Here is a 23,032-nt window from a genome sequence, read left to right on the forward strand (position 1 = left end):
GCCCATGAAGGTTGTAATTATCGGCGGCGTGGCGGGCGGGGCCACAGCTGCGGCCCGCATCCGCCGTCTGGATGAACAGGCCGAAATCGTGGTGTTTGAACGGTCCGGCTATGTGTCCTATGCCAACTGCGGCCTGCCCTACTACGTGGGCGGAATCATCGATGACCCGGAGGAGCTGACGCTGCAAACCCCTGAGAGCTTTTTGGCCCGGTTCCGGGTGGATATGCGGGTACGCCATGAGGTAACTGCGATTCATCCGGAGCGCAAAACCGTCTCCGTCCGCAAGCTGGAAAGCGGAGAGGAATTCGAGGAATCTTACGACAAGCTGCTTCTGGCCCCCGGCGCAAAGCCCACCCGGCCGGAGCTTCCCGGCGTGGGCCTGCGCAAGCTGTTTATCCTGCGCACTGTGGAGGATACGCTGCGTATCCGGGAGTTTGTGGAGCGGGAGGTTCCCAAATCCGTGATTCTCTGCGGCGGCGGCTTCATCAGTTTGGAGCTGGCGGAAAATCTGCGGGAGCTGGGGATGGACGTGACCCTTGTCCAGAGGCCAAAGCAGGTGCTCAATCCGCTGGATGAGGATATGGCGGCGTTTCTCCACGCGGAGCTGCGCAAAAGGGGCGTGAAGCTGCTGTTGGGGCAGACCGTGGAGGGCTTTTCGGAAGCGGACGGCGGTGTAAACGTGCTGCTGAAGGGGGAGGAGCCGCTTCTTGCGGACATGGTGGTGCTGGCCATCGGCGTGACCCCGGACACCCGCCTTGCAAGGGACGCGGGGCTAGAGCTGGGAATGAAGGACAGCATCGCGGTAAACGACCGGATGGAGACTTCCGTCCCGGGGATCTATGCCGTGGGTGACGCGGTGCAGGTGAAGCAGTACATCACGGGAGAACACGCGGTGATCTCTCTGGCGGGTCCCGCCAACAAGCAGGGCCGCATTGCGGCGGACAATATCTGCGGCGGGGACAGCCGGTATTTGGGCGCGCAGAGCTCCTCCGTCCTCAAGCTGTTTGGTTTGACGGCGGCAGTAACCGGCATCAACGAGCGAACGGCAAAAAAGGCCGGGATTGACTGTGACAAGGTGGTGCTCTCTCCGCTGAACCACGCGGGGTATTACCCCGGGGGTACGGTGATGACCGTGAAGGTGGTGTTTGAAAAGGAAACCTATCGGCTGCTGGGTGCCCAGATCGTGGGCTGTGACGGCGTTGACAAACGCATTGACGTGCTGGCCACCGCTATGCACGCTGGGCTGACGGCGCTGCAATTGAAAGACCTGGACCTTGCCTATGCGCCGCCCTATTCCTCCGCCAAGGACCCGGTCAATATGGCAGGCTTTGTGGTTGACAATCTGGCAAGGGGCACGGTAAAGCAGTTTCACTGGGATGAGGTGGACGCACTGCCAAGGGACGGCAGCGTGACCCTGCTGGATACCCGCACGGCGGAGGAATACGCCAGCGGGCACGCGGAGGGCTTTATCAACCTTCCGGTGGATGAGCTGCGGCAGCGGATGGGAGAGCTTCGGCGCGATAAGCCTGTGTATGTTATGTGCCAGACCGGGCTCAGGAGCTATCTCGCCTGTCGGATTCTGAGCCAGAGCGGCTATGACTGCACTAATTTCTCCGGCGGCTATCGGCTGTACGGCGCGGTTATTGGCGACCGTGCCGCCGCCCGGATGGCACACCCCTGCGGAATGGAAAAGCCATAAACAGCCGCCCGCCCCAAATTTGGGGCGGGCGGCTTTCCTGTGAGCTCCGCAGCATGTAAACCGGCAAACCTTGTCCCTGCATAGGGCTAGACCCGCAGGCCTATTTTATCTGCAAAACCGAATACGGACACGCCCCATTTTTTATTTTAAGAAAAAGCGGGGTTTTACATAGTTTTTACATAACGCCGCATTTGCTTTTAACTCCCGCTATGTATGCTTAGGCTGTACTCACAAAGACTAACAATCAAGAATACGCAATATGGAGGAAAGACAGATGAAAAGAACGATTACCATGTTTCTTGCGGCGGCCCTCGCGGCGGTCAGCCTGGCGGGCTGCGGTGGACAGCCTGCGAAAACCGATGGCGGCAGTACGCCCGCCACGGACAACGCGAAAGAGTCCCTTGGTGAAATCACCGTGGTTTCCCGTGAAGACGGCAGCGGAACGAGAGGCGCGTTCATTGAGCTCTTTGGCATCGAGGTGAAGGGCGAGGACGGCACCAAAAAGGATATGACCACCAAGGAAGCCGTCATTGCCAACAAGACCGACGTGATGCTGGGCAATGTGGCGGGCGACCCCGCCGCCATCGGCTACGTTTCTCTGGGGTCCCTGAACGACTCGGTGAAGGCTCTGTCCATCGACGGTACGGTAGCCAGCGCCGAAAATGTGAAAAACGGCACATATTCTATCGCAAGACCCTTTAACATCGCAACCAACGGTGAAGCCACCGGACTTGCCAAGGATTTTATTGACTTCATTCTCTCCGCGGAGGGTCAGCAGGTTGTTTCCGGCAGCTATATCGCCATCGATGCAAACGCGTCTGCCTATGCGGGAACAAAGCCTTCCGGCAAGATCACCGTGGCCGGCTCCTCCTCTGTCACACCGGTGATGGAAAAGCTAAAGGAAGCCTATCTTGCCATCAACTCGGGCGCGGAGATTGAGATTCAAATGACGGACTCCACGGCCGGAATGACCGCCGCTATGGAGGGCGTGTGCGACATCGGCATGGCCAGCCGCGAGCTGAAGCCCGCCGAGCTGGAGAAGCTTACCGGCATCTCTATCGCGCTGGACGGCATCGCTGTGGTGGTGAATCAGGAAAATCCCGCCGACAACATGACCAGCGCGCAGGTGCAGAGCATCTTCACCGGAGAAACCACCTCCTGGGATAACGTAAAATGAAAGGGCAGCGTTTGAGGGAAAGCCTCATGCGGGCAGTATTCATGGTGTCGGCCCTGACCAGCATTCTGGCCGTGGCGCTGATCTGCCTGTTCCTGTTCGCCAACGGAATACCGGCCATTGGAAAAATTGGCTTGCCGGAGTTTATACTGGGGAGGGAGTGGTCGCCCAGCGACACTCCCCCCGTCTTCGGCATTTTCCCCATGATTCTGGGCAGCATCTACGTAACGGCGGGAGCGGTCGCCATTGGCGTGCCCATCGGAATTTTTACCGCCGTGTTTATGGCCAGAATCTGCCCCAGGCCGATTTACAGAGTTTTAAAGCCTGCGGTGGATCTTCTGGCGGGCATCCCGTCGGTCATCTATGGCTTTTTTGGAATGGTGACCGTTGTTCCCCTAGTGCGGGAGCTGTTTGGCGGAAATGGCAAAAGCATCCTGTCTGCCTCCGTGTTGCTGGGGTTGATGATCCTGCCCACCGTCATCGGCATCACGGAGAGTGCCATCCGCGCCGTACCGGAGGAGCTGTATGACGGAGCCGTGGCACTGGGCGCGAACCACCAGAGAGCGGTGTTCCGCGTGCTGCTGCCTGCCGCAAAGTCCGGCGTGCTGGCGGGGGTGGTGCTGGGCATCGGCCGCGCCATCGGCGAGACGATGGCGGTCATTATGGTGGCGGGCAATCAGGCCCGCATGCCCGCAGGCATTTTAAAGGGCATCCGTACCCTGACAGCCAATATTGTGCTTGAAATGGGCTATGCCGAGGGGCTGCACCGGGAAGCGCTGATCGCCACCGGTGTTGTTCTGTTTGTCTTCATACTGCTGATCAACCTGTCGTTCTCGGCGCTGCGGGGGAGGGGTGAGAAATGAGATATACCCTGATTAACCTGTTCTATAAGGTCGGCTCCCCGCTTCGCCAAATGGTGCGCCGCACTATGGCCTTTTTTCGCAGGCTTACCCGCAGGATTGAGGATGCCGTTTTTCGCTTCTTTCCATGGCTGGCGGCCATATTCACTTTCGGCGCGTTGCTGTTTCTCATCGGGCACATTCTGGTCAACGGGATTCCGTATCTCCGGCCGTCCCTATTTGCGTTGAAGTACAACACGGAAAACGTTTCCCTTCTGCCCGCGCTGGTTACAACGGTGTTTATGGTGTTGCTCTCCTTGCTCATTGCCGCGCCTCTGGGGCTGTTCACCGCCATCTATCTGGTGGAATACGCAAAGCGGGGCAGCCGTCTGGTGCGGCTGGTGCGGGTGACGGCCGAGACACTTTCGGGCATTCCCTCCATTGTATACGGCCTGTTCGGTTCGTTGTTCTTCGTGTCGTGGCTTGGCTGGGGATATTCGCTGCTGGCGGGCACCTTAACCCTCTCCATTATGATTTTGCCTCTGATTATGCGCACGGCGGAGGAGAGCCTGAAGGCCGTGCCGGACACATACCGGGAGGGCTCCTTCGGCCTTGGGGCCGGGCGGCTGCGCACGGTGTTTCGAATCGTGCTGCCTGCCGCCGCGCCGGGAATTCTGGCGGGAGTGATTCTTGCCATGGGACGCATCGTGGGTGAAACCGCTGCCCTGATTTACACGGCGGGAAGTGTCGCCCAGATTCCCAACAGCCTCCTGGCCTCCGGACGGACGCTGGCCATTCATATGTACGCTCTTTCCAGCGAGGGGCTGTATACCGGGCAGGCTTACGCCACGGCGGTTGTTCTGCTGGTGCTGGTGGTGGGCATCAACGCGCTGTCGGCCGCGCTGGCAAAAAGAATCGCAAAGGGATGAGAAACATGTTAAAATTTCAACTGGAAGACGTGCAGTTATGGTATAATGACTTTAAAGCGCTTCACGGCGTCAACATGGACATTGAGGAGAAGGAGATTACGGCCTTTATCGGCCCTTCCGGCTGCGGAAAATCCACGCTGCTCAAGTGCCTCAACCGCATGAACGATTTGGTGGAGGGCTGCCGTATTACGGGAAAGCTGTTGCTTGACGGCGAGGATATCAATGCGACGCAGGACGTGAACCGTCTGCGCCGGCGGGTGGGCATGGTGTTTCAAAAGCCCAACCCCTTTCCCATGAGTATTTACGACAATATTGCCTTTGGCCCACGGACCCACGGCGTGACCTCCCGGCTGAAGCTGGACGGCATTGTGGAAAAGGCCCTGCGGGACGCGGCCATCTGGGAGGAAACGAAGGATCGGCTGAAAAAAAGCGCCCTGTCCCTTTCCGGGGGACAGCAGCAGCGGCTGTGCATCGCCCGGGCGCTGGCGGTGGAGCCGGAAGTTCTGCTGATGGACGAGCCCACCTCCGCGCTGGATCCTATCTCCACCTCAAAAATCGAGGAGCTGATGGCGGACCTGAAAAAGAAATACACCGTGGTGATTGTCACCCATAACATGCAGCAGGCCACCCGCATCTCCGACAAGACGGCGTTTTTCCTGCTGGGCGAGCTGATTGAATACGGTGAAACCGAGCAGGTGTTCTCCATGCCGAAAGACCAGAGATGCGAAGACTACATTACGGGGAGGTTTGGATAATGCGCAGCAGATTTGACCGGCAGCTGGAAACCCTTAACACCATGCTCATTGAGATGGGTATGCAGGTGGAAACGGCCATTGCCGCCTCCATCGAGGCGCTGAAAAAGCAGGACACGATTCTTGCGAAAAAGGCGATTGCGGCCGATACGGAAATTGACCAGCAGGAAAAGGACATTGAGGCCATGTGCCTCAAGCTGCTGCTTCAGCAGCAGCCGGTGGCGAAGGATCTACGGCTGATTTCCGCGGCGCTCAAGATGATTACCGATATGGAGCGCATTGGCGATCAGGCGGCGGATATCGCCGAAATCTCCATTTTCCTCTCGCAGGCTCCCTACGTTAAAACCCCCGAGCACATTCCCCAGATGGCGGCGGCCACCGCCAAAATGGTCACTGAGAGCATCGACGCCTTTGTAAAAAAGGATTTGGAGCTTGCAAACCGGGTGATCGCCGATGACGACGTGGTGGATCGGCTGTTCGACGCGGTGAAGGGCGACCTGATCAAGCTCATGAGTGCCGACAGCTCCAGCGGCAGTCAGGCCATTGATTTGCTGATGATTGCGAAATATCTGGAGCGCATCGGCGACCATGCCACAAATATCGCGGAATGGGTGGTGTTTTCCATCACGGGAAAGCACGAGGATGCCGCGGGATCGGAAGGGTAAATCATGCAAACGGTCTTTCTTGTGGAGGATGATGAGGATATCCGCGAGCTGACGGCCTACGCGCTGGAAAACGCTGGCTTTGCCTGCACCGGCTTTGAAGACGGGGACAGCTTTTGGGAGGCGCTTTTAGCGGGTGCCTCCCTTCCGGACATGATTCTGCTGGATATTATGCTTCCCGGGGAGGACGGGCTTTCCATTTTGAAAAAGCTCCGGGACCACCCCCGGTACGAATGCATTCCCGTCATCATGCTCACGGCGAAAAGCGGCGAGGCGGACAAGGTGCGGGGCCTGAATTTTGGCGCGGACGACTATATCGCAAAGCCCTTTGGCGTCACAGAGCTGATTGCCCGCATTCACGCGGTTTTGCGCCGGGCCGCGTCAGCCGAACGGGAAAAGGGCCTGCTGACCTACGAAAATCTTATGCTGGATAACGAGCGGCACACTGTCACGGTGGACAGCGAGGGTGTGGCCCTGACCTTTCTGGAATTTGAACTGCTGCGCTATCTGCTTTTGAATGCGGGGCTGGTTTTAAGCCGGGATAGGCTGATGGACGCGGTGTGGGGCTACGATTACAAGGGCGAGAGCCGGACGGTGGATGTGCACGTCAAATCCCTGCGGCAAAAGCTTGGCCCCGCGGGGGAGCATATCAAAACGGTTCGGAACGTCGGCTATAAACTTGGGGAGTGAGGCTGTGAACAAACGGATATTCCGCTATATGGGCCTGCTCATCATCCTGACGGTGGTGGTGTTCGCCGCGCTTTGGGGGACGATTCTCACAGGCCAGTTCGGCGTCCAGATTAAGGAGGGGCTGCAAACGCTGCGCGTCTCCGTGATCGACCCAAGCGGGACAGTGCTGTTTGATAACATGGCCGACCCGAAGTCCATGGAATCCCACCTGAACCGCCCGGAGGTGGCCGAGGCCCTGGAAACGGGCAGCGGAGAGGACCAGCGGCTTTCGGGTACGCTGGACGAGAAAACCTATTACTACGCCGTGCGGCTGGAGGGCGGAAATATTCTGCGTCTGGCGCTGACCACCGACAGTCTGGCCGTGCTGCTTTTCCGGTTTGTCCCTGTTCTTCTTTTGTGCCTGATTTTAGCCGCGTGCCTTTCCTTTGTGGTGGCAAGGAGACTGACCAGAAGACTGGTGGCTCCCATCAATAATCTTGATCTGGACGCGCCGGACCTCTCCGGCTATGACGAGCTGTTGCCCCTGATGGAAAAAATCGAGACGCAGAAGCAGGAGCTGTCGCTCCAGCTTGCGGAGATTGAAAGCCGCGCCGCCACCATCACGGCCATCACCGGAAACATGCGGGAAGGGCTCCTGCTGCTGAACGCCGAAGGCCGCGTACTGCTGGCAAACGACAGTGCCCTGCGGATTCTCGGCGCGCGGGACGCGGTTCGCAAAAGTCTGATTGAGCTTTGCCGGGACGCGGCTTTTCTGGAGCGGGCAAGCGCCTGTCTGGCGGGAGAAAAGGGGGAAACCTCCCTGCGGCTGGACGGACGGTTTTACAGTGTGTATTTCAATCCCGTTCTGGACGGGGAAGCCCTTGACGGCGCAGTGGTGTTGTTTATCGACGTGACCGAACGGTATGCCTCGGAGCGCCAGCGCAAGGAGTTCTCTGCCAACGTGTCCCACGAGCTGAAAACGCCCCTCACGGCCATTGCCGCCCTGTCCGAACTGATTGCCGACGGCACGGCAAAGGACGCCGACGTGCGGCCCTTTGCAGGGAAAATTCAAAAGCAGGCGCGCCGCCTGATCGACATGATTGAGGATATTATTCGCCTTTCTGAGTTTGACGAGGAGGGCGTTCCCCGGGAATTTACCCGCTTTAACCTATACTCCGCGGCGGAGGCAGTGATCGACAGCCTGGGAGAAAAAGCCGCAGAGCGAAGCATCGCGGTGAAGCTGCTGGGGGACCCGCATATGTCCGTGACTGCCAATCTCCGCATGACGGACGAGCTTTTGTACAATCTGGTGGATAACGCCATCAAATATAACCGTGAGGGCGGCAGCGTGACAGTGGAGCTGTCCGAGGATGTGCAGACTGTGCGCATTTGCGTCCGGGACACGGGCATCGGAATCTCCGAGGAGCATTTAAGGCGGATTTTTGAGCGCTTTTACAGGGTGGATAAGTCCCGCTCTAAAAAGACCGGCGGTACGGGGCTGGGCCTTTCCATTGTCAAGCATGTGGCAGAGCTTCACGAGGGCCGTGTGGAGGTGGAAAGCGAAGAAAGCAAGGGAACTTCCTTTACCTGCGTATTTAAAAAGCCTTGAGGGATAAAAAATGCGGACAGCCAAAGCTGTCCGCCAATAAGCCTGGTTTCATTTGGAGCTTTGCCGCGGGATTTTGAGGTCCCGCGGCAAAGCTTTTTCTCGTAATCTTTTCCGGGAGCGTTCGCAGGGCGGATCGTTGCCTGAGGGAATCCGGGAGAGGGCAGGAAGCTTACGCCAGATATTCTCGGTTAACCACATGTGCCGGTTCCTTGCCGGCTGCAAAACTTAGAATGTCCTTTACCAGCATGGGAATGATGATATCGCCGATATCGGCGGTTCCACCGGCCACATGAGGGGTCACAATAATATTCGGGTCTTTCAAAAGCACGTGATCTCCGGGAAGCGGCTCGTCTTCCACCACATCCAGACCGGCACCGGCCAGCCTTCCGTACTGCACTGCCTCGGCCAGTGCATGGTCATCAATCAATCCCCCGCGGGCAGTGTTGATGATGATGGCCCCGTGCTTCATTCGTTGAATCTCCGCTGCTCCGATTATATGGCGGGTGGATTCCAGAAGCGGAATATGAAGCGAAATAATGTCAGAGGTTTCAAGAAGTGTTTCCAGAGGAACAAAGGTCATATTGTGGGCCTGCTCTGTGGCGCTGGGCAGGCGGAACACATCATAATACTGCACGGTTGCACCAAAGGACTGAACCTTGTCCGAAACCTGCCGACCAATGTTGCCGCCGCCGATAATCCCCACCCGCTTGTTGTTCAGGCAAAAGGAGCTGTTTAAAAAAGTGTTCTTGCTCCACATGCCGCTTTTCAGGCTTTCGGCGTGGCACAACAGCTTACGCCCCACGGCCAGCATCAAGAGAACGGCCAGCTCGGATACGGCGTTGGCGTTTGCCCCGGGCGTGTTGGTAACTAAAATTCCGCGACTGCCTGCTGCTTTGATGTCTACCGAGTCAAATCCTGCGCCCCAGCGCAGAATCATTTTCAATCTGGCATTTCTCCGGATTACTTCTTCGGGGGCCTTGAAGATCCGCAGAATCATAATCTCTGCGTCTGTCATGGCGTCATAGTCTTGCTGGCTGCCCACCGCGCTTAAATTAAACGCATCCTCCGGAAGCAGGGCCCGCAGCGATTCAAAGGTGCCATCCGGATAATTTCCCGCTAAAATTACTTTTATCATGCTACTCCTCTCTGCCTTACTGCAAGCTATTTGCAACCCGGGCAATGACGGCGTCAGAGGGGGCCTTCTGATCAATAAGAGATACCTCCGTAATCAACCGATATAGGTTCACCTGCTTTTCCGCCGCCGCGGCCTGAAACTTCTTCACAAAGCTGGAATGACAGCCTGACAGCCCCAGCGTTAAATCCAGCGGAGAGACGGGATTGTGGTAATGATGCGCCTCCATGGCGGGTTGCAGACGCCGGTCAATGAAGTCCATCATTCCATACAGGTCGATCTCCCGCATCTGACCAAGGCGCTGCATAATTGCCACACACTGTTCGGTCGCCAAGTTGCCCGCGCTGCGCGCCATTCCCATCAGTCCGCAGTCCAGAATGGTGGCCCCGTTTTCATAGGCGGCGATGGCATTCGCCGCAGACAGCCCCAGATTGTTGTGCCCGTGGAACGCCACGGGAATGGATACCGCCTTAACCAGCTCTCTGGTATACGCTGCCGCCTGACTTGGCAGCATGGTCCCCGCGGAATCCATAATGGTGATTTCGTCCAGGCCGGCAGCTTCCAGCTTTTTTCCCTCCTCCGCCAGCTCACCGGGGGTAAGCAGATACGCCTTCATCAGGGAATAGAAGGCCTTCATGCCATAGTTCCGGATTCCTTGAATCGACTGGAGCGCCGCGTCGGCATCTCCGGCGTCCGCACCTACCCGGAGAAAGGACAGGCCGTTTTCCTTGGCCAGTGCCACGCTTTTTTCCCGATAGCGTTTAGCATTGAGGAACATCCCCAGTTGGGAGCCCCGATTCAAATACTTTTTAGCAATCTCCAGATAGGTTTGATCCGTCTCTGCATCGGTAAAGCGGGCCACCTCATAGGCCCCGATTCCACCGGCGTTGCCAAGCTCAATGATGGGAACCCCACAGGCAGTCAGGCCATCCAGCATCATGTCGGTCAATTCAGCAGAAAAACCCTTTCCCACGACGTTAGCCCCGTCGCGCAGGGTACAGTCCATTAAAATTACACTCATGTTCGAGCCTCCCGCTCTTATTTGTAAATACGTTTTCCTTCGGCCTCTTTTCTCCTTTGCAATTTTATGATATGATCCTTATTGAACAAGATTTTCGGTTGATTTATTACAAAATGAACAATAAAAAGATTGTGTCAGGAGGATGGCCGCGCATGAATATCAGAAGTATTGAATATTTTTTAGTGACCACCGAGGAAATGAATTTCACCCGTGCGGCAGAACGGCTTTTTATCAGCCAGCAGGCGCTGAGCAGCCACATCAAACGTCTGGAGGATGAGTATCACGTCCAGCTGTTTGCGCGCCGCCCCACGCTCCACTTGACGCTGGCAGGGCACCAGATGGTTTTTTACGGCAGGCAGATATTGGCCTCAGAGGCCAAACTGCGCGCGGCTTTTTCCGATCTGGATAAAAATTGCCGGGGCACCTTGACAGTTGGAATTTCCCGCTTGAGGGGAGATGTTTTTTTCCCGCCCATCTGGAACTATTACCACCCTTCGCACCCCAATATTTCCATCGAGCTGGTGGACGGCAACAGTGCAAAGCTGGACGAGCTGCTCCAAACAGGAAAAATTGACCTGTACATGGGGGTTGATATTCCCTCCAGTCCAAACCAGTGCCGCATCCAGCTTGCCCGGGAAAAAATGCAGTGCTGCATGGCCCAAACGCTTTTGGAGCAATACCGCCCCGACCAGTGGCGGGAATTTTTAGAGGAGTTCCGTGCAGGCATCGACTTGACCCGGATTGTAGACATGCCCTTCATTACCCTTCGCCGGAACAATCGCCTGCGCAAAGGCTTAGAGCAATTCTTTGCCCACGAGTTCAGTCCCCGCTATGCCTTTGAAAGCGACCAGCAGGAGCTGATCTATGAGCTGGCCAAAAGCGGCGCCGGAGTGGGGCTGGCTTCTCCCGTTATTTTTTACCAGCATATGCGTGAAATCAAAGGGCTGGGGCAGGCATTTCATGTGTTCCCCGTTATCAATAACATTCCGGAAAACATTCTCTATCTGGTTTACCGGAAGGATTTTCCCCTGCCTCAATACGCCATGGACTTTATTCAGGTTGCCTGCATGGTACTCAAAACGTATTCTCACACCATTCTCCACGGCGGCATCGGGGGCGTGGATTGCGAGCTGTCCTGAGTTCACCCGCTGTATTTACCCGTTTTTTTGCTTGCCCCGGATATGGGATGCCAGCGGCCCCGCGATGGACAACACAATCAGCGCCATCAGCACAAGGCAGATGGGACGACCCAAGTAGTAGCCCAGCACGTTCCCCTTAGACATCACCAGAGACAGCATCAGGCCCCTCTCCGCGGTACCGCCCAGAATCAGGCCCAGAATCAGTGCGGCGGAAGACAATTCAAACTTGTTCATGAGGTAACCGAGGAACCCAAAGAAGATGGTGATAAACACATCAAACATGGAGGCGTTAATGGCATAAGCCCCGATCAGTGCCAGAGACACCACCACGGGCATCAGGATAGAGTTTGGAATTTTTGTCACATTGACGACGTAGCGGGCGATTGCCAATCCCACAAATACCATAAGGATGTTGGACAGCGCAAACCCGATGAGAATGGAGTAGGTGGTGGGCGCCTGGGTGGTAAACAGCCGCGCACCCGGAACCAGTCCCTGAATCAAAAGGCCGCCGAGAATGATGGCTGCGTTTGGGCTGCCCGGAATGGACAGCGTCATCAGAGGAATCATGGAGCCGCCGGTTACGGCGTTGTTTCCGGTTTCGCAGGCGGCCAGCCCCTCCATGGACCCGTTCCCAAATTCCTCCTTATGCTTGGAGTGCTTTTTTGCCTGATCATAAGAAATCCAGGAACCAATGTTGCCACCCGCGCCGGGCAGGATCCCTACCACAATGCCGATGACAGAGGATACAATCCACGTCCACGCATAGAGAGGGAGCTCTTTCAGCGTGGGCAGCATCTTTTTGCCCAATGTGACATTGCTTTGCTCAAGGATGGACTTGTTGGCATTTCGATAATCCTCGCAGTTGCTCATGACCTGAGCAATGGTAAACAGACCAATCAGAGCCGGAACCATCTGAATTCCATTCATCAGGCGATCCGAGCCAAAGGTATAGCGCAGAGTACCAGTAACCGCATCCATTCCCACCGTGGCGAGGAACAAACCGACCAACCCCATCAAAAGCCCCTTGAGAATGGAATTTCCGGCAAGGCTTCCAATTACAGTCAGGCCAAAAATGGAAATTAAAAAGCTTTCAGGCTCGCTGAACTTCAGGCTGACCATGGCCAGAGGGGGAGCGATGACCAGCAGCGCAATGGCGCTGGACAGTCCGCCGATGCCGGAGGAGAGCATGGACATGCCCACTGCCTCCAGGCCGCGCCCCTGCTTTGTCAGGGGATATCCCTCGATGGCGGTGGCAGCGTTGGCCGGGGTACCGGGAGTGTGGAGCAGAATCGCGGAGATGGAGCCGCCGGTCATGGCCGATGTATAAATAGCCATCAACATCACCAGCGCAGCCACCGGCTCCATGGAATAAGTAACAGGCAGAAGCAGGGCGATGGCCATACCGCCGCTCAGACCCGGCATGGCGCCGACCACCATGCCGCCAATGACGCCCACAGCCAAGCCAATCCAGACCTGAACGGAGCAAAAATTAGATATGATCTCTTGAATCAAGCGAATTCACCTCATCTTTTTACGTTCGCATATCACGGCATACGAAGCTGCAGCTGGACAACAAACAGGATATAGACAAACAATTCCAGCCCTACGGTTACGCCAAAGATTGCTTTCCAGTTGCGCTGTCCCAGAAAGAACATGCCAAGGGGAAGAAAAATTGCAGTGGAGACGAAATAACCGGTGAAATTCATCAAAACCGCATACAGAACAATTGCCAGAAGGGCGAGCATGGGCCCCGCGAGTCCTTCGGAGAAAATGCGGCTCTGCCCTGTTTTCAACTGCGTCAGCTTCAACCCGTGAACCACCACCATGGCGGACAAAATCAAAATGCCAATCAAAATCGCTTTGGGCCACGTGGCCGCATCCGGGTTGCTGAATTGCCCCGCCATGGCAAAAAAGATCATGGACAGAACGATCAGCACCCCTCCGATCCAAACATCGGCGTGTATATTCTTTAACTTCATGCCTTATCTCCTCTTTTCAGAACAAAAGGCCCCGCCGTATAAACCGTTTTGTTTCATACGGCGGGGCCGTTTTAAAAGGGTAATTGATTAAGACCAGCCCAAAATTTCGGAGAACGTGGCCATTTGCGCTTCCTGCTCCTTGGCGTAGGCGGTGTATTCATCCCCGCCCAAATAGTTTACGGCCTGGCCCAGAACGGCCATTCTTGCTATAAACTCGGGGTTATTGATGCAGTTGTCCATAGCCTGTATCCAGCGGTCATAAACAGCCTGATCCACACCGGCAGGCAGGGCAAAGCCGCGGTCGGAGGGAGAGGTCACATTGTACTCGGGCATTTCTTCATTAAATGTAGGCACGTCCGGCAGCAGGGAGGAGCGCTCCGTGGCAAATACGCACAGGATATCCACCTCGCCGTCCTGATAGGCTTGCAGCGTCTCACCAATGGAGCCCCAGCCCACATCGATGTGTCCGCCCAGCAGGGCCGCATAGGTATCGCTCCAGCCGGACTGATGAACTTCGGTCAGCTGCAATCCGTCAATCTGGCTCATCAGGCTTTCCGCCAGCAGATGCTTGTTGGTGCCCACGCCGTTGTCGCCGGCCAGCAGCTCATTGCTCATGCCGTATTCAATAAAGCTCTTCGTGTCGGTAAAACGGGCGTCTCCCGCCTTTACCACCAGACAGCCCCAGTCACTGATCTCGTTTGCCACCAGCGCAAAGCTGTCCAGATTTTCGTCCCGATTCTGCTGGGGATCCAGATAGCCGGAATAGACGGTTGGAATGTTCATCTGGGCGATGGTGTATCCGTCGGGATCGGCCTTCAGCAGCTCGTTCCAGGCAATCCAGCCATTGGCGCCGGTGGAGTTTACCACGGTGATGCTGACGCCCAGATCTTTTTCAAGATAGGGAGCCAGAGTCCGGACAGCCAGATCCGAGCCGCCCCCTGCGCTCCAGGGTACCAGCATGGTGATGCTCCGGTTTGGCGTCCACTCACCGGGGGCACTGCTTCCACCCGTAGAGCCGGAAGACCCTGAGGTGCCCGACGTGCTGCCACAGCCTGTGAACAGCGCTAGGCAAATTGCCGCCGCTGCGGCCAAGGCAATGATCTTTTTCATGTTTATCTCCTCTTCTTTTTTTGCTTTTTATAAGCAAGGGAAGCCCCTGCAATATAACCGGTTTATTCAGGCTCCGTATTTTTGGTAGTTTTGCTCCAGCGATTCCGCTGTCTGCCGCAGAATCCGAATGGTTGCCCCTGAAGCCGCAAGACAATCTGCCTCGGGCTCCCCGGGAATGTAAATGCGTGAAACGCCGGGACGCTTTCTGCTGCTGCGCAGAGTGTCAAACCATTCCTGCGCCCGGTCGGCAAATTCGTCCGGCGAAAGGAAATGGGCAATGTCAAGGGCGGCGGCAAAATGCCCGGTGCCGGAAGGGCAATCGGAGCGAAACAGAGAGCTGCTCTCGCCGGAAAGAGCTGCGCCAGACAGCAAAGCGCACAGCATGTCCACCACCATCGCCAGCGCATAGCCCTTATGTCCCGCCATGGGCAATAGAATTCCGCGAATTGCAGCATGAGGATCGGTGGTGTCGTGCCCATCCTCGTCCAGTGCCCAGCCCAGAGGAATCGCATCGCCCTTTTGGGCATAAATCCGAATCTTTCCCTTGGCCGCCGCGCTGGTCGCCATATCGGCGCAGAAGGTCATTTCCCTTCCCGGAAAGGCGACTGCAAAGGGGTTTGTCCCAAGAAGCAGGTCCATCCCGCCAAAGGGCGCCATGGTGGGACCGGCTGCGGAAGCCACAAACCCGACGCAGCCTTGCCGGGCCAAGCTTCTGGCATAGTAGGCTGCGGTTCCGAAGTGATTGGAGCGACGGATGGAGGCGATTCCTACGCCGAAGGTTTTGGCCAGCGCCTCACAGGTATCGACCGCTTTGGTCATAACGACCTGCCCCAATCCGTTTCCGCCGTCTATCCGGGCGATGGCGTCCCGGACCGTAACCTGAATCTCAGGCGCCGGAGCAATCGTTCCCTGAACCAGCCGCTCCACATAGGCGTTTAGCCGCATTAGTCCGTGGGACTCCACGCCGCACAGCTCTGCATCCAGCAGTGCGTCCACCGTCTGTGCGGCGTCAGTACCGGGAACCCCCACGCCCATAAGGATTGCCAGGGACTTTTCCTTTACCTCTGCCACCGGAAGTGCTGCCATCTCATTCATCTCAGAGCTTCTCCAGTCCCTTGACTGAGCACTGGAATACAAATATGTCAATGGCACGGACAAACTCTGATTCGGCCGTCTGGTAAGACTTGTCTCCCTCAAAGGAGTGGGTGGCAATCAGGTGGATGATGCGGTCAGGAAGACCCGCTTTCCCTGCAATTAGCGCTCCGGACAGGGGATGGCGCAGCAGGTTGAAATTTGCACTGTGGGACACCGTCCCGTTTTGAATGGAGAATTCGGTCAATTTCCCGATATCGTGGAGCAGTGCTCCCGCCACCACAATGTCCCGGCTGAACGGAACGCCGTGCCGCTCGTGGTATTTGTGCAGCGCATCAAATTCCATGATGCACAGGTTTGTGACATCGTTGACGTGCTCGACCCAGGAGACGTCGCAATCCTTCCAGTTCAGCGTAACCGGACACAGAGAAATCGTGCCCTCACTCCAGCCGCCCTGTTCCATGGCCATACGCATGGCTTCCAGCGATTGTTCCCGCAGCCCCTCATCCGCAATTTCCAAAAAAGGGGGAAATAATGACTTAATCCCTTCGTGGTCCATTTCAGCCTCCTCCGTATGTCTCTCAGATTTGCGTTCGGTTCTCTATAAATTCGGCAAATTATGATTCGGATTTCTTTGCACTTTTGGTTGTTTTTCATGCTATCACTTTCAAACTACAATGTCTAACAAAAAAATTTTTGAAAATTGACAATATAAACATTGTTAATGATACCGCTTTTTATACACTATGCCTGGTTTGCGGGGACCCTGTGTAAGCGAAGGCCTATGACTCTGCGGGTACAGGAAGCCGTATGTTCAAATTTCAAAAAATACATGTAAAAGTGCCCTGCCGAAAAACGGCAGGGCACCCTGAATGATTTACAGCTCAGTCTATGAAGTGCACACCCGCCCTTAAACTCCTGTGCTGATTCGGATAAACGGAATCGCTCTATGGGATCTAATTCCGGAATGGGGGTGTGTTCGGTAACTTTGAACGAAGGTACTTCGATCTTATTTCCCGCAGAGAAAGCGTAGCGCATCCGCATAGCCCCGCATGCCCCGGCCCTTGATTGTTTCGACGCAGGCGGAGCGAATGTAGGAGACGGCGCGAAACGGCTCCCGGGTGTCCGGGTCAGAAATGTGAACCTCCACCGTGGGAATGCCCACGGCCTTTACAGCGTCCAGCAGCGCCACGCTGGTATGGGTATAGGCGCCGGGATTGATGACAATGCCGTCCATCACGCCGTAGGCCCGCTGGATGGCGTCCACCAGTGCTCCTTCGTGATTGGACTGGTAAAATTCCAGCGAAACGCCCAGTGCGTCTGCCTCCTTTTGCAGCATGGAGCAAAGGTCGTCGTAGGTTTCGTGGCCGTAGATTTCCGGCTCACGCACGCCCAGCATATTCAGGTTAGGTCCGTTGAGAATCAGAATCCGCACAAAAATCCCTCCAGATGGCGGCGGCGGACTCCGCCGCGCTGCCGTTATTGTCAATACGTATGTCCCGGAACCGGCGGTATAGCGGTTCCCGCTCCGCCGCCATGGCGGCAAGGTCCGCGCCCTGCGACAGGGGACGGCCTGCCGTGGGCAGCGTTTCAATGGCCCGGTCAAGCTGATAAATGCGGCCGTTCTGGCGGAGAAGTCCGTAATTTTCGGCATCTTTCACAATCCCGCCGCCGCAGATGATAACTTTCCCGCTCTCGGCGCCAAAACGGGCCGCTGCGGTTTGTTCCAGCGCACGGAAGGCTGGCTCCCCGTCCTCGGCAAAGATGGCGGGAATAGATTTCCCGGCGGACTTTACAATCTCCACATCCAAGTCCACCGCTTCCCGTCCTGTCAACTTTGCCAGCGCCCCGCCCACGGTGGATTTGCCGCAGCCCGGCATCCCGATGAGGACCATGTTTTCCATTCTTTGGCGCAGCAGGGCCAAAATTCGCCGATTTTCGGCAGGATCAATGCGCTGGTTGAAGAAAAGTTCCTCCGCTGCGATGGCCTGCGCCACCAGCATGGGCAGTCCGTCGGAGCAGGGAAGGCCCAGCGCCTCCGCCTGAAGCAAAAGGGCAGTCCTGCGGGGGTTATACACCACATCCAGCACGCCCTGGCAGGCGGAAAACCTTTCCAGGTTTACAGGGGCTGCGCCGGTGTTGGGATACATGCCAACAGGCGTGGTGTTTATCACGATTTCCCCGTCGGCGTGGTGGCTGAGGGTTTCATAGTTGCTTGGGCCGCTCCGGGTGATAACTGCAATCTCCCGCGCTCCGGCGGCCCGGGCGGCGGCCTGCGCGGTGAGGGAAGTTCCCCCGCCGCCGAGGATGACCACCTTGCGGCCCTTCAGCTCTACCCCTGCAAGGTCGGCCATGTATAAAAAGCCGGTGATGTCCGTGTTCCATGCGTACAGCTTCCCATCCCGGCGGACGATGGTGTTCACGCTGCCAATTTCCCGGGCCGCGGGGTCAATCACGTCGCACAGGGGCATCACGTCCCGTTTGTAGGGAATGGTGACGTTTAGGCCGCCGATATCGGGACGGGAGAGAAAGCCGGGCAGCTCATGGGGTTCCAGCTCAATGAGGCGATAAGCCCCATTGCCCGCTGCCGCATGGATGGGGACGGACCAGCTATGGCACAGCGTCCGGCCAAGTAAGCCGTAAATCCTCTCGGACATGGCTTACACTTCCGAATAGTTGCCAAGGAAGTGGAAGCTCTGGCTGCTCCGCTCAATCTCCTCCAGCATGGGGAGCACTGCGGGGTCCTTGACCGAGGCCTCCAGCTCGATGAAAAAGATGAACTCAAAGTTCCGGCCCGTCACGGGACAGCTCTCAAGCTTCGTCATGTTGACGCCAAGGGTGGCGGGCTTGGAGAGAATGTCGTACAGCGCGCCGGGCTTGTTCTCGCAGGCAATAATCAGGCTGATGCGGTCGGCCCCGGCGTAAATGGCGGGGTCCTTGGCGATGCAGATGAAGCGGGTGTAGTTATTTTCGCTGTCCTGCACGTCCTCGTTCAAAACGCTCAGGCTGTACAGCTCCGCACAGGCGTGGGAGGACAGGGCCGCCACATGGGGGTCCTTCCGCTCTGCCACCAGCTTGGCGGCGGTGGCGGTGTTGTCGCAGGGAATCACCCGCACGCCGGAAAGGCTCTCCAGAAAATGGCCACATTGGCCCAGGGCCTGCGGGTGGGAATAGATTTCCGTCAGCTCGTCGGTTTTCGCGCCCGGAAGGCCCAGCAGCTCGTGGCGGATGCACAGGCGGGTGCTGCGCACAATGGACAGCCGACGGCGCTGGAGTAAATCGTACACCGCCCGGACGGAGCCATTGGAGCTGTTTTCAATGGGCAGTACGCCGAACCGGCACAGGCCGGACTCCACGGCGGAAACCACCGCTTCAAAGCTCTTTACATAGACGATGGTGCCCCGGGGCAGCAGGTGGTCACAGGCGGCCTGAGAGTTGGCACCCTCCATGCCCTGACAGGCCACAAGACCCGTCTGGGGAAAGATCTCAGCTCCCGCCGCAAGGGACGCGCGCACCTGCGCCGCCACCTGTGTCGGCGCGCTGAGCAGCTCCGCCTGTCGGGCGCGGGAGAGGTGGAACAGCGTGGTGAACAGCTGATGGGCGTAGCGCTCCTTGTCTCCTGCCTCCGCCATTATCCGGGCAAGGATTTCCCGTTCTCTCGTGCGGTTAGAGATAGGCAGTCCCTGCTCGTTCTTGACGGCGGCCACGGATTCGGAAAGCTCCATGCGCTTGAGAAAGAGCTTCAGCAGCGCCTGATCCACCGAGTCAATTTGTTCGCGAATTTCAGAAAGTTCCATATTGAGGGCCTCCTTATTAATTTTGCTCCAGAAGAATGTCCAGCAGTACCGTGGCCACGGCGGCCTCCACTACGGGGACGGCCCGGTGAGCCACGCAAGGGTCGTGCCGTCCCGATATGACCAGCTCCGTCTCCTCCATGCGGTTAAGGTCCACGGTCTGCTGCGGCTTGGAGATGGAGGGGGTAGGCTTGAATGCCGCCCGCACGGACAGGGGCATTCCGTTGGTGATGCCGCCTAAAATTCCGCCGCTGCGGTTGCGGGTGGTTTCCACCCGCCCGTCATGAATACAGAACGGATCGTTATTTACACTGCCCCTGAGTGCGGACGCTTCAAATCCAGCGCCGAATTCCACGCCCTTCACGGCGGGAATGCCGAACAGCACCGCCGCAAGGCGGCTCTCCATTCCGTCAAACATCGGCTCCCCCAGCCCGGCGGGCAGGCCTACGGCGGCGCATTCCACTACACCGCCAACGGAGTCCCCCTCCTGCGCGGCAGCCATAATGGCCCCCTGCATCCGCTGACCCCGTGCGTCGTCCAGCACAGGGAAGGGTTTGGCGGCAATTTCTTTAAACAGGGCCGGCGCGGGCAAAAGCGGAAAGGAAACGTCCGTTTCTCCCTCTACGGAGAAAAGATGCGCCCCAACATAGATGCCTCGCCGGGCCAAAATCTGCTTTGCAATGCCGCCCACGATGCATAAAGGCGCGGTGAGACGGCCCGAAAAGTGGCCCCCGCCCCGCATATCCGCATGACCGGCCCATTTGACCCATGCGGTATAGTCCGCGTGGCCGGGACGGGGTGTATTCGCAAGAGCCGCATAGTCTGAGGAGTGCTGATCTCGATTTTGAATCACGGCGCAAAGGGGAGCGCCGCAGGTCATGCCGTCCTGTAAGCCAGAGAGAAATTCGGGAACGTCTGTCTCCTGCCGGGAGGTGGAAAGGGCGTTTTGTCCGGGCCGTCTCCGGGCCAGAAAGCGGGCAAGCTCCTCCAAATCCACTCGCTCCCCAGCGGGAAGACCATCCGCCACCACGCCGATGGCTTTTCCGTGGGACTGGCCGAAAATGCTTACGTGCAGGCGGTTTCCAAATTCAGACGACATGTGCGTCACCTCCCAGAGCCGAATAATCCTCGAAAAATGAGGGGTAGGATTTGTTCACTGCCTCCGCTCCCAGAATGGTGACGGGCCCGGCACAGCGCGTGGCGGCAATGGCCGCGGCCATGACGATGCGATGGTCGCCCGCTCCGTCCACCGTGCCCCCGGAAAGTCGGGGAACGCCTTGAATCGTGAGACTGTCCGCTCCTTCCGCTGCATCGCCCCCAAGGGCGCGGAGCAGGGCAGCGGTGGTTTTCAGCCGGTCGCTCTCCTTCAGGCGAAGGCGGGCGGCGTTGGTAAATCGGCAGGTTCCCTGCCTCACCGCTGCCATGACCGCCAGCGGCGGCACCAGATCGGGGCAGCCGGACACATCGATCTCCACATCGCCGGGCTGGGAAAGCTGTGCGGCGTATTCCGCCGCGACCCGGTCGCCCTGAGAGGATTTGGGGTCCAGCCCCTCAAGCCGCAGGGTACTGCCCAAGACGTTTGCCGCGTACCAGAAGGCGGCCTGGGACCAGTCGGACTCCACCGTGGCGTCAAAGGAGTGAAACCGTCCGGAGGAGACTGTCCAACGCCGCTGGGTGGGCTGGCTGAGCACGCGGATTCCGGCGGCGCGCAGGGCCTGCACAGTCATGGCAATGTAATCTGCGGATTCTGGCTTTGTGGTGGAGACAATTACGCTGTCCTCCTTCAACAGGGGCAGGGCGAACAGCAGCCCAGTGAAAAATTGGCTGGAGACGTCGCCGGGAAGGCGGTACTCCCCGCTCTCCAAAGTCCCCCCGACGGTTAAGACACCGTCTTGCAGAGAATAAAAAATACCCTTTTCGTCAAACAGATCGAAATACGGCGCTTGGGGCCGCTCCATCAGCCGTCCTCTGCCGGTAAACACGCCGCCCCCGGTCATGGCAAGCGCAATGGGAATGAAAAAGCGGAGGGTGGAGCCGGATTCCCCGCAGTCAAAGCGGGGGGTCCCATCGGTGGGGACAATCGGGCCGCAGCCGTGGATGCGGAGAGAGGAGGACCCGGCCTGTTCCCATGAGCAGCCAAGCGCCTCCATGCAGCGGAGGGTGGCCTCGATATCCTGGGACAGGGCCACGTTGCGAATCACGCTGGTGCCCTCCGCCAAAGCCGCGGAAATCAGCAGACGGTGGGCCATGGACTTGCTGGGGGGCGGCGTAACCGTGCCGCGCAGAAGGGCTGGGGTAATATGCATATCCATTTCAGCAATTCTCCCATCCGGCGGCGAAAATGGACTCCAGTTCCTCCACGGGAACGGATTTCATCTCGCATTTGCCGATTTTTTGAGGGATGACCAGAGAAATCTCTCCGCCCCGGCGCTTTTTGTCCGCAAGAGCCGCCCGGGCCAGCGCGGCGGGGGAATAGTCCGTCCCGGTGGGTAGATTATTTCGCTGTAGGGCGGCGCAAATGCGCGCCGCGCAGGGCTCCTCCGCCCAGCCAAGAGCCTCGGAGGCACGGGCGATGATGGCAAGGCCCGCCGCCACGGCGTGCCCGTGGCGAATGCCGTAATTACTGCATGCCTCGATGGCGTGCCCGGCGGTGTGGCCCAGATTCAGCGTGCGGCGCACACCGTTATCCAGTTCATCCTGTTCCACCACGGTGGCCTTGAACGCCACACACCGGGTAATAATTTCCTTCAGGTTTCTGAAAAGATCGTCCGTATCCGTCAGGCTGAACAACGCCTCGCCGGAGAGTACGCCGGTTTTAATTGCCTCCGCCGCCCCGTCCGCCAGTTCGGTGGGGGAGAGGGTTTGCAGGCAGTCGGTGTCGCACACCACGGCGGAGGGCTGGAGAAACAGTCCCGCCAGATTTTTTCCGTGGCGCAGGTCCACGGCGGTTTTGCCCCCCACGGAGGAATCTACCGCTGAAAGAAATGTGGTGGGCAGCTGGATAAACTTCACGCCCCGGAGATAGCATCCGGCGGCAAAGCCCGCCATGTCGCCGCACACACCGCCTCCAAGAGCCACCACGCAGTCGCTGCGGGTGAGCTGCTCCCCGGCCAGAAATTCCAGAATTTCCGAGAGGGTGGAGAGGTTTTTGTGTTCTTCCCCGGCGGGGAAAACGTGGGCGCAGACGGAAAAGCCCGCCGCCTGAAAATATTCCTCCACCCGGGCAAGGTAGAGTTTCGCCACGGTGCTGTCTGTGACAATGGCGGCGCGGCAGGGGGTCAGCACCCCTGCGGCCAGCTCGCCGCATTGGGCCAGAAGGCCCGGGCCGATAGACACGGTGTATTTTGGCTTGGTATTTACCAAAATGGTTTGGATAGTGGATTCCATAGCGTCCTCCCATGGGGCTGGGCGGTTCCCCTGTAAAAAAGGTAG

Annotated in this window: 22 protein-coding genes; 9 read left to right on the plus strand and 13 right to left on the minus strand. The window is 57.7% G+C overall.

What is annotated here, in order from left to right; all coding sequences use genetic code 11:
* The first annotated feature begins 4 nt into the window (after positions 1-4).
* From ABVS15_RS05975 to ABVS15_RS06010, 8 genes are all read left to right on the plus strand, one after another.
* Positions 5-1,699, plus strand: coding sequence for an FAD-dependent oxidoreductase (locus tag ABVS15_RS05975; protein WP_369282830.1), 1,695 nt, complete (start codon positions 5-7; stop codon positions 1,697-1,699).
* 274 nt (positions 1,700-1,973) lie between these two features.
* Positions 1,974-2,876 carry a substrate-binding domain-containing protein gene (locus ABVS15_RS05980; RefSeq protein WP_369282831.1) on the plus strand — a complete coding sequence of 301 codons (903 nt, stop codon included), beginning with the start codon at positions 1,974-1,976 and terminating at the stop codon, positions 2,874-2,876.
* Positions 2,877-2,902: 26 nt separating this feature from the next.
* Entirely contained in the window at positions 2,903-3,736 is an 834-nt protein-coding gene (pstC, locus tag ABVS15_RS05985; RefSeq protein ID WP_369282832.1) for a phosphate ABC transporter permease subunit PstC, read from the plus strand.
* Positions 3,733-4,641 (plus strand): phosphate ABC transporter permease PstA, encoded by a 909-nt coding sequence (gene pstA, locus ABVS15_RS05990; RefSeq protein WP_369282833.1) that lies wholly within the window; start codon positions 3,733-3,735, stop codon positions 4,639-4,641. Before pstC ends, pstA begins: the two co-directional genes overlap by 4 nt.
* A gap of 5 nt (positions 4,642-4,646) precedes the next feature.
* Positions 4,647-5,396 carry a phosphate ABC transporter ATP-binding protein PstB gene (pstB, locus tag ABVS15_RS05995; RefSeq protein WP_369282834.1) on the plus strand — a complete coding sequence of 250 codons (750 nt, stop codon included), beginning with the start codon at positions 4,647-4,649 and terminating at the stop codon, positions 5,394-5,396.
* Positions 5,396-6,058, plus strand: a complete 663-nt coding sequence (gene phoU, locus ABVS15_RS06000; RefSeq protein WP_369282835.1) for a phosphate signaling complex protein PhoU — start codon at positions 5,396-5,398, stop codon at positions 6,056-6,058. Before pstB ends, phoU begins: the two co-directional genes overlap by 1 nt.
* 3 nt (positions 6,059-6,061) lie before the next feature.
* Positions 6,062-6,745, plus strand: coding sequence for a response regulator transcription factor (locus ABVS15_RS06005; protein ID WP_369282836.1), 684 nt, complete (start codon positions 6,062-6,064; stop codon positions 6,743-6,745).
* 4 nt (positions 6,746-6,749) lie between these two features.
* Complete coding sequence (locus ABVS15_RS06010) at positions 6,750-8,333, plus strand: ATP-binding protein (RefSeq protein WP_369282837.1); 1,584 nt, start codon at positions 6,750-6,752, stop codon at positions 8,331-8,333.
* A gap of 169 nt (positions 8,334-8,502) precedes the next feature.
* Here ABVS15_RS06010 and ABVS15_RS06015 read toward each other — a convergent pair whose 3' ends face one another.
* Positions 8,503-9,468 (minus strand): 2-hydroxyacid dehydrogenase, encoded by a 966-nt coding sequence (locus tag ABVS15_RS06015; protein WP_369282838.1) that lies wholly within the window; start codon positions 9,466-9,468, stop codon positions 8,503-8,505.
* 16 nt (positions 9,469-9,484) lie between these two features.
* Positions 9,485-10,486, minus strand: coding sequence for a 4-hydroxy-2-oxovalerate aldolase (locus tag ABVS15_RS06020; protein ID WP_369282839.1), 1,002 nt, complete (start codon positions 10,484-10,486; stop codon positions 9,485-9,487).
* A gap of 152 nt (positions 10,487-10,638) precedes the next feature.
* Between ABVS15_RS06020 and ABVS15_RS06025 the strand changes: the two genes are divergently transcribed.
* Positions 10,639-11,625 carry a LysR family transcriptional regulator gene (locus tag ABVS15_RS06025; RefSeq protein WP_369282840.1) on the plus strand — a complete coding sequence of 329 codons (987 nt, stop codon included), beginning with the start codon at positions 10,639-10,641 and terminating at the stop codon, positions 11,623-11,625.
* Between the two features lie 15 nt (positions 11,626-11,640).
* Here the strand turns inward: ABVS15_RS06025 and ABVS15_RS06030 are convergent, their stop codons facing one another.
* The 11 genes from ABVS15_RS06030 to aroB form a co-directional block, all read right to left on the minus strand.
* A complete protein-coding gene (locus ABVS15_RS06030; RefSeq protein ID WP_369282841.1) occupies positions 11,641-13,137 on the minus strand; it encodes a tripartite tricarboxylate transporter permease in 1,497 nt (498 codons plus the stop codon).
* Positions 13,138-13,169: 32 nt separating this feature from the next.
* On the minus strand, positions 13,170-13,604 hold the full coding sequence (locus ABVS15_RS06035; RefSeq protein ID WP_369282842.1) for a tripartite tricarboxylate transporter TctB family protein: 435 nt from the start codon (positions 13,602-13,604) through the stop codon (positions 13,170-13,172).
* An 87-nt stretch (positions 13,605-13,691) separates the two neighbouring features.
* Positions 13,692-14,714, minus strand: a complete 1,023-nt coding sequence (locus ABVS15_RS06040) for a tripartite tricarboxylate transporter substrate binding protein (protein ID WP_369282843.1) — start codon at positions 14,712-14,714, stop codon at positions 13,692-13,694.
* A 66-nt stretch (positions 14,715-14,780) separates the two neighbouring features.
* Positions 14,781-15,809, minus strand: coding sequence for an Ldh family oxidoreductase (locus tag ABVS15_RS06045; protein ID WP_369282844.1), 1,029 nt, complete (start codon positions 15,807-15,809; stop codon positions 14,781-14,783).
* Between the two features lies 1 nt (position 15,810).
* Positions 15,811-16,365 (minus strand): HD domain-containing protein, encoded by a 555-nt coding sequence (locus tag ABVS15_RS06050; protein ID WP_369282845.1) that lies wholly within the window; start codon positions 16,363-16,365, stop codon positions 15,811-15,813.
* A 450-nt stretch (positions 16,366-16,815) separates the two neighbouring features.
* Positions 16,816-17,241: a type II 3-dehydroquinate dehydratase gene (gene aroQ, locus ABVS15_RS06055; protein ID WP_369282846.1), complete on the minus strand. Its 426-nt coding sequence runs from the start codon at positions 17,239-17,241 to the stop codon at positions 16,816-16,818.
* The gene (locus ABVS15_RS06060) at positions 17,213-18,463 is read right to left on the minus strand and encodes a shikimate kinase (protein ID WP_369282847.1); all 1,251 of its coding nucleotides are present in this window, start codon (positions 18,461-18,463) and stop codon (positions 17,213-17,215) included. The genes aroQ and ABVS15_RS06060 overlap by 29 nt, the downstream gene beginning before the upstream one ends.
* A gap of 3 nt (positions 18,464-18,466) precedes the next feature.
* On the minus strand, positions 18,467-19,603 hold the full coding sequence (locus ABVS15_RS06065; protein WP_369282848.1) for a bifunctional chorismate mutase/prephenate dehydratase: 1,137 nt from the start codon (positions 19,601-19,603) through the stop codon (positions 18,467-18,469).
* Positions 19,604-19,619: 16 nt separating this feature from the next.
* Complete coding sequence (gene aroC, locus ABVS15_RS06070; RefSeq protein WP_369282849.1) at positions 19,620-20,699, minus strand: chorismate synthase; 1,080 nt, start codon at positions 20,697-20,699, stop codon at positions 19,620-19,622.
* Complete coding sequence (gene aroA, locus ABVS15_RS06075; protein ID WP_369282850.1) at positions 20,689-21,912, minus strand: 3-phosphoshikimate 1-carboxyvinyltransferase; 1,224 nt, start codon at positions 21,910-21,912, stop codon at positions 20,689-20,691. The genes aroC and aroA overlap by 11 nt, the downstream gene beginning before the upstream one ends.
* Before the next feature lies 1 nt (position 21,913).
* Complete coding sequence (gene aroB / locus ABVS15_RS06080; protein ID WP_369282851.1) at positions 21,914-22,987, minus strand: 3-dehydroquinate synthase; 1,074 nt, start codon at positions 22,985-22,987, stop codon at positions 21,914-21,916.
* Positions 22,988-23,032: the final 45 nt, after the last annotated feature.

The sequence above is a fragment of the Oscillibacter sp. GMB15532 genome, from assembly GCF_041020825.1.
Lineage (GTDB): Bacteria > Bacillota > Clostridia > Oscillospirales > Oscillospiraceae > Oscillibacter.

Excerpts from the sequence above, each read along its gene's own strand:
- ABVS15_RS05975 (WP_369282830.1), top strand. The coding sequence starts at position 5 with ATGAAGGTTGTAATTATCGGCGGCGTGGCGGGCGGGGCCACAGCTGCG.
- ABVS15_RS05980 (WP_369282831.1), top strand. The coding sequence starts at position 1,974 with ATGAAAAGAACGATTACCATGTTTCTTGCGGCGGCCCTCGCGGCGGTC.
- pstC (WP_369282832.1), top strand. The coding sequence starts at position 2,903 with ATGCGGGCAGTATTCATGGTGTCGGCCCTGACCAGCATTCTGGCCGTG.
- pstA (WP_369282833.1), top strand. The coding sequence starts at position 3,733 with ATGAGATATACCCTGATTAACCTGTTCTATAAGGTCGGCTCCCCGCTT.
- pstB (WP_369282834.1), top strand. The coding sequence starts at position 4,647 with ATGTTAAAATTTCAACTGGAAGACGTGCAGTTATGGTATAATGACTTT.
- phoU (WP_369282835.1), top strand. The coding sequence starts at position 5,396 with ATGCGCAGCAGATTTGACCGGCAGCTGGAAACCCTTAACACCATGCTC.
- ABVS15_RS06005 (WP_369282836.1), top strand. The coding sequence starts at position 6,062 with ATGCAAACGGTCTTTCTTGTGGAGGATGATGAGGATATCCGCGAGCTG.
- ABVS15_RS06015 (WP_369282838.1), bottom strand. The coding sequence starts at position 9,468 with ATGATAAAAGTAATTTTAGCGGGAAATTATCCGGATGGCACCTTTGAA.
- ABVS15_RS06020 (WP_369282839.1), bottom strand. The coding sequence starts at position 10,486 with ATGAGTGTAATTTTAATGGACTGTACCCTGCGCGACGGGGCTAACGTC.
- ABVS15_RS06025 (WP_369282840.1), top strand. The coding sequence starts at position 10,639 with ATGAATATCAGAAGTATTGAATATTTTTTAGTGACCACCGAGGAAATG.
- ABVS15_RS06035 (WP_369282842.1), bottom strand. The coding sequence starts at position 13,604 with ATGAAGTTAAAGAATATACACGCCGATGTTTGGATCGGAGGGGTGCTG.
- ABVS15_RS06040 (WP_369282843.1), bottom strand. The coding sequence starts at position 14,714 with ATGAAAAAGATCATTGCCTTGGCCGCAGCGGCGGCAATTTGCCTAGCG.
- ABVS15_RS06045 (WP_369282844.1), bottom strand. The coding sequence starts at position 15,809 with ATGAATGAGATGGCAGCACTTCCGGTGGCAGAGGTAAAGGAAAAGTCC.
- ABVS15_RS06050 (WP_369282845.1), bottom strand. The coding sequence starts at position 16,365 with ATGGACCACGAAGGGATTAAGTCATTATTTCCCCCTTTTTTGGAAATT.
- ABVS15_RS06060 (WP_369282847.1), bottom strand. The coding sequence starts at position 18,463 with ATGTCCGAGAGGATTTACGGCTTACTTGGCCGGACGCTGTGCCATAGC.
- ABVS15_RS06065 (WP_369282848.1), bottom strand. The coding sequence starts at position 19,603 with ATGGAACTTTCTGAAATTCGCGAACAAATTGACTCGGTGGATCAGGCG.
- aroC (WP_369282849.1), bottom strand. The coding sequence starts at position 20,699 with ATGTCGTCTGAATTTGGAAACCGCCTGCACGTAAGCATTTTCGGCCAG.
- aroA (WP_369282850.1), bottom strand. The coding sequence starts at position 21,912 with ATGGATATGCATATTACCCCAGCCCTTCTGCGCGGCACGGTTACGCCG.
- aroB (WP_369282851.1), bottom strand. The coding sequence starts at position 22,987 with ATGGAATCCACTATCCAAACCATTTTGGTAAATACCAAGCCAAAATAC.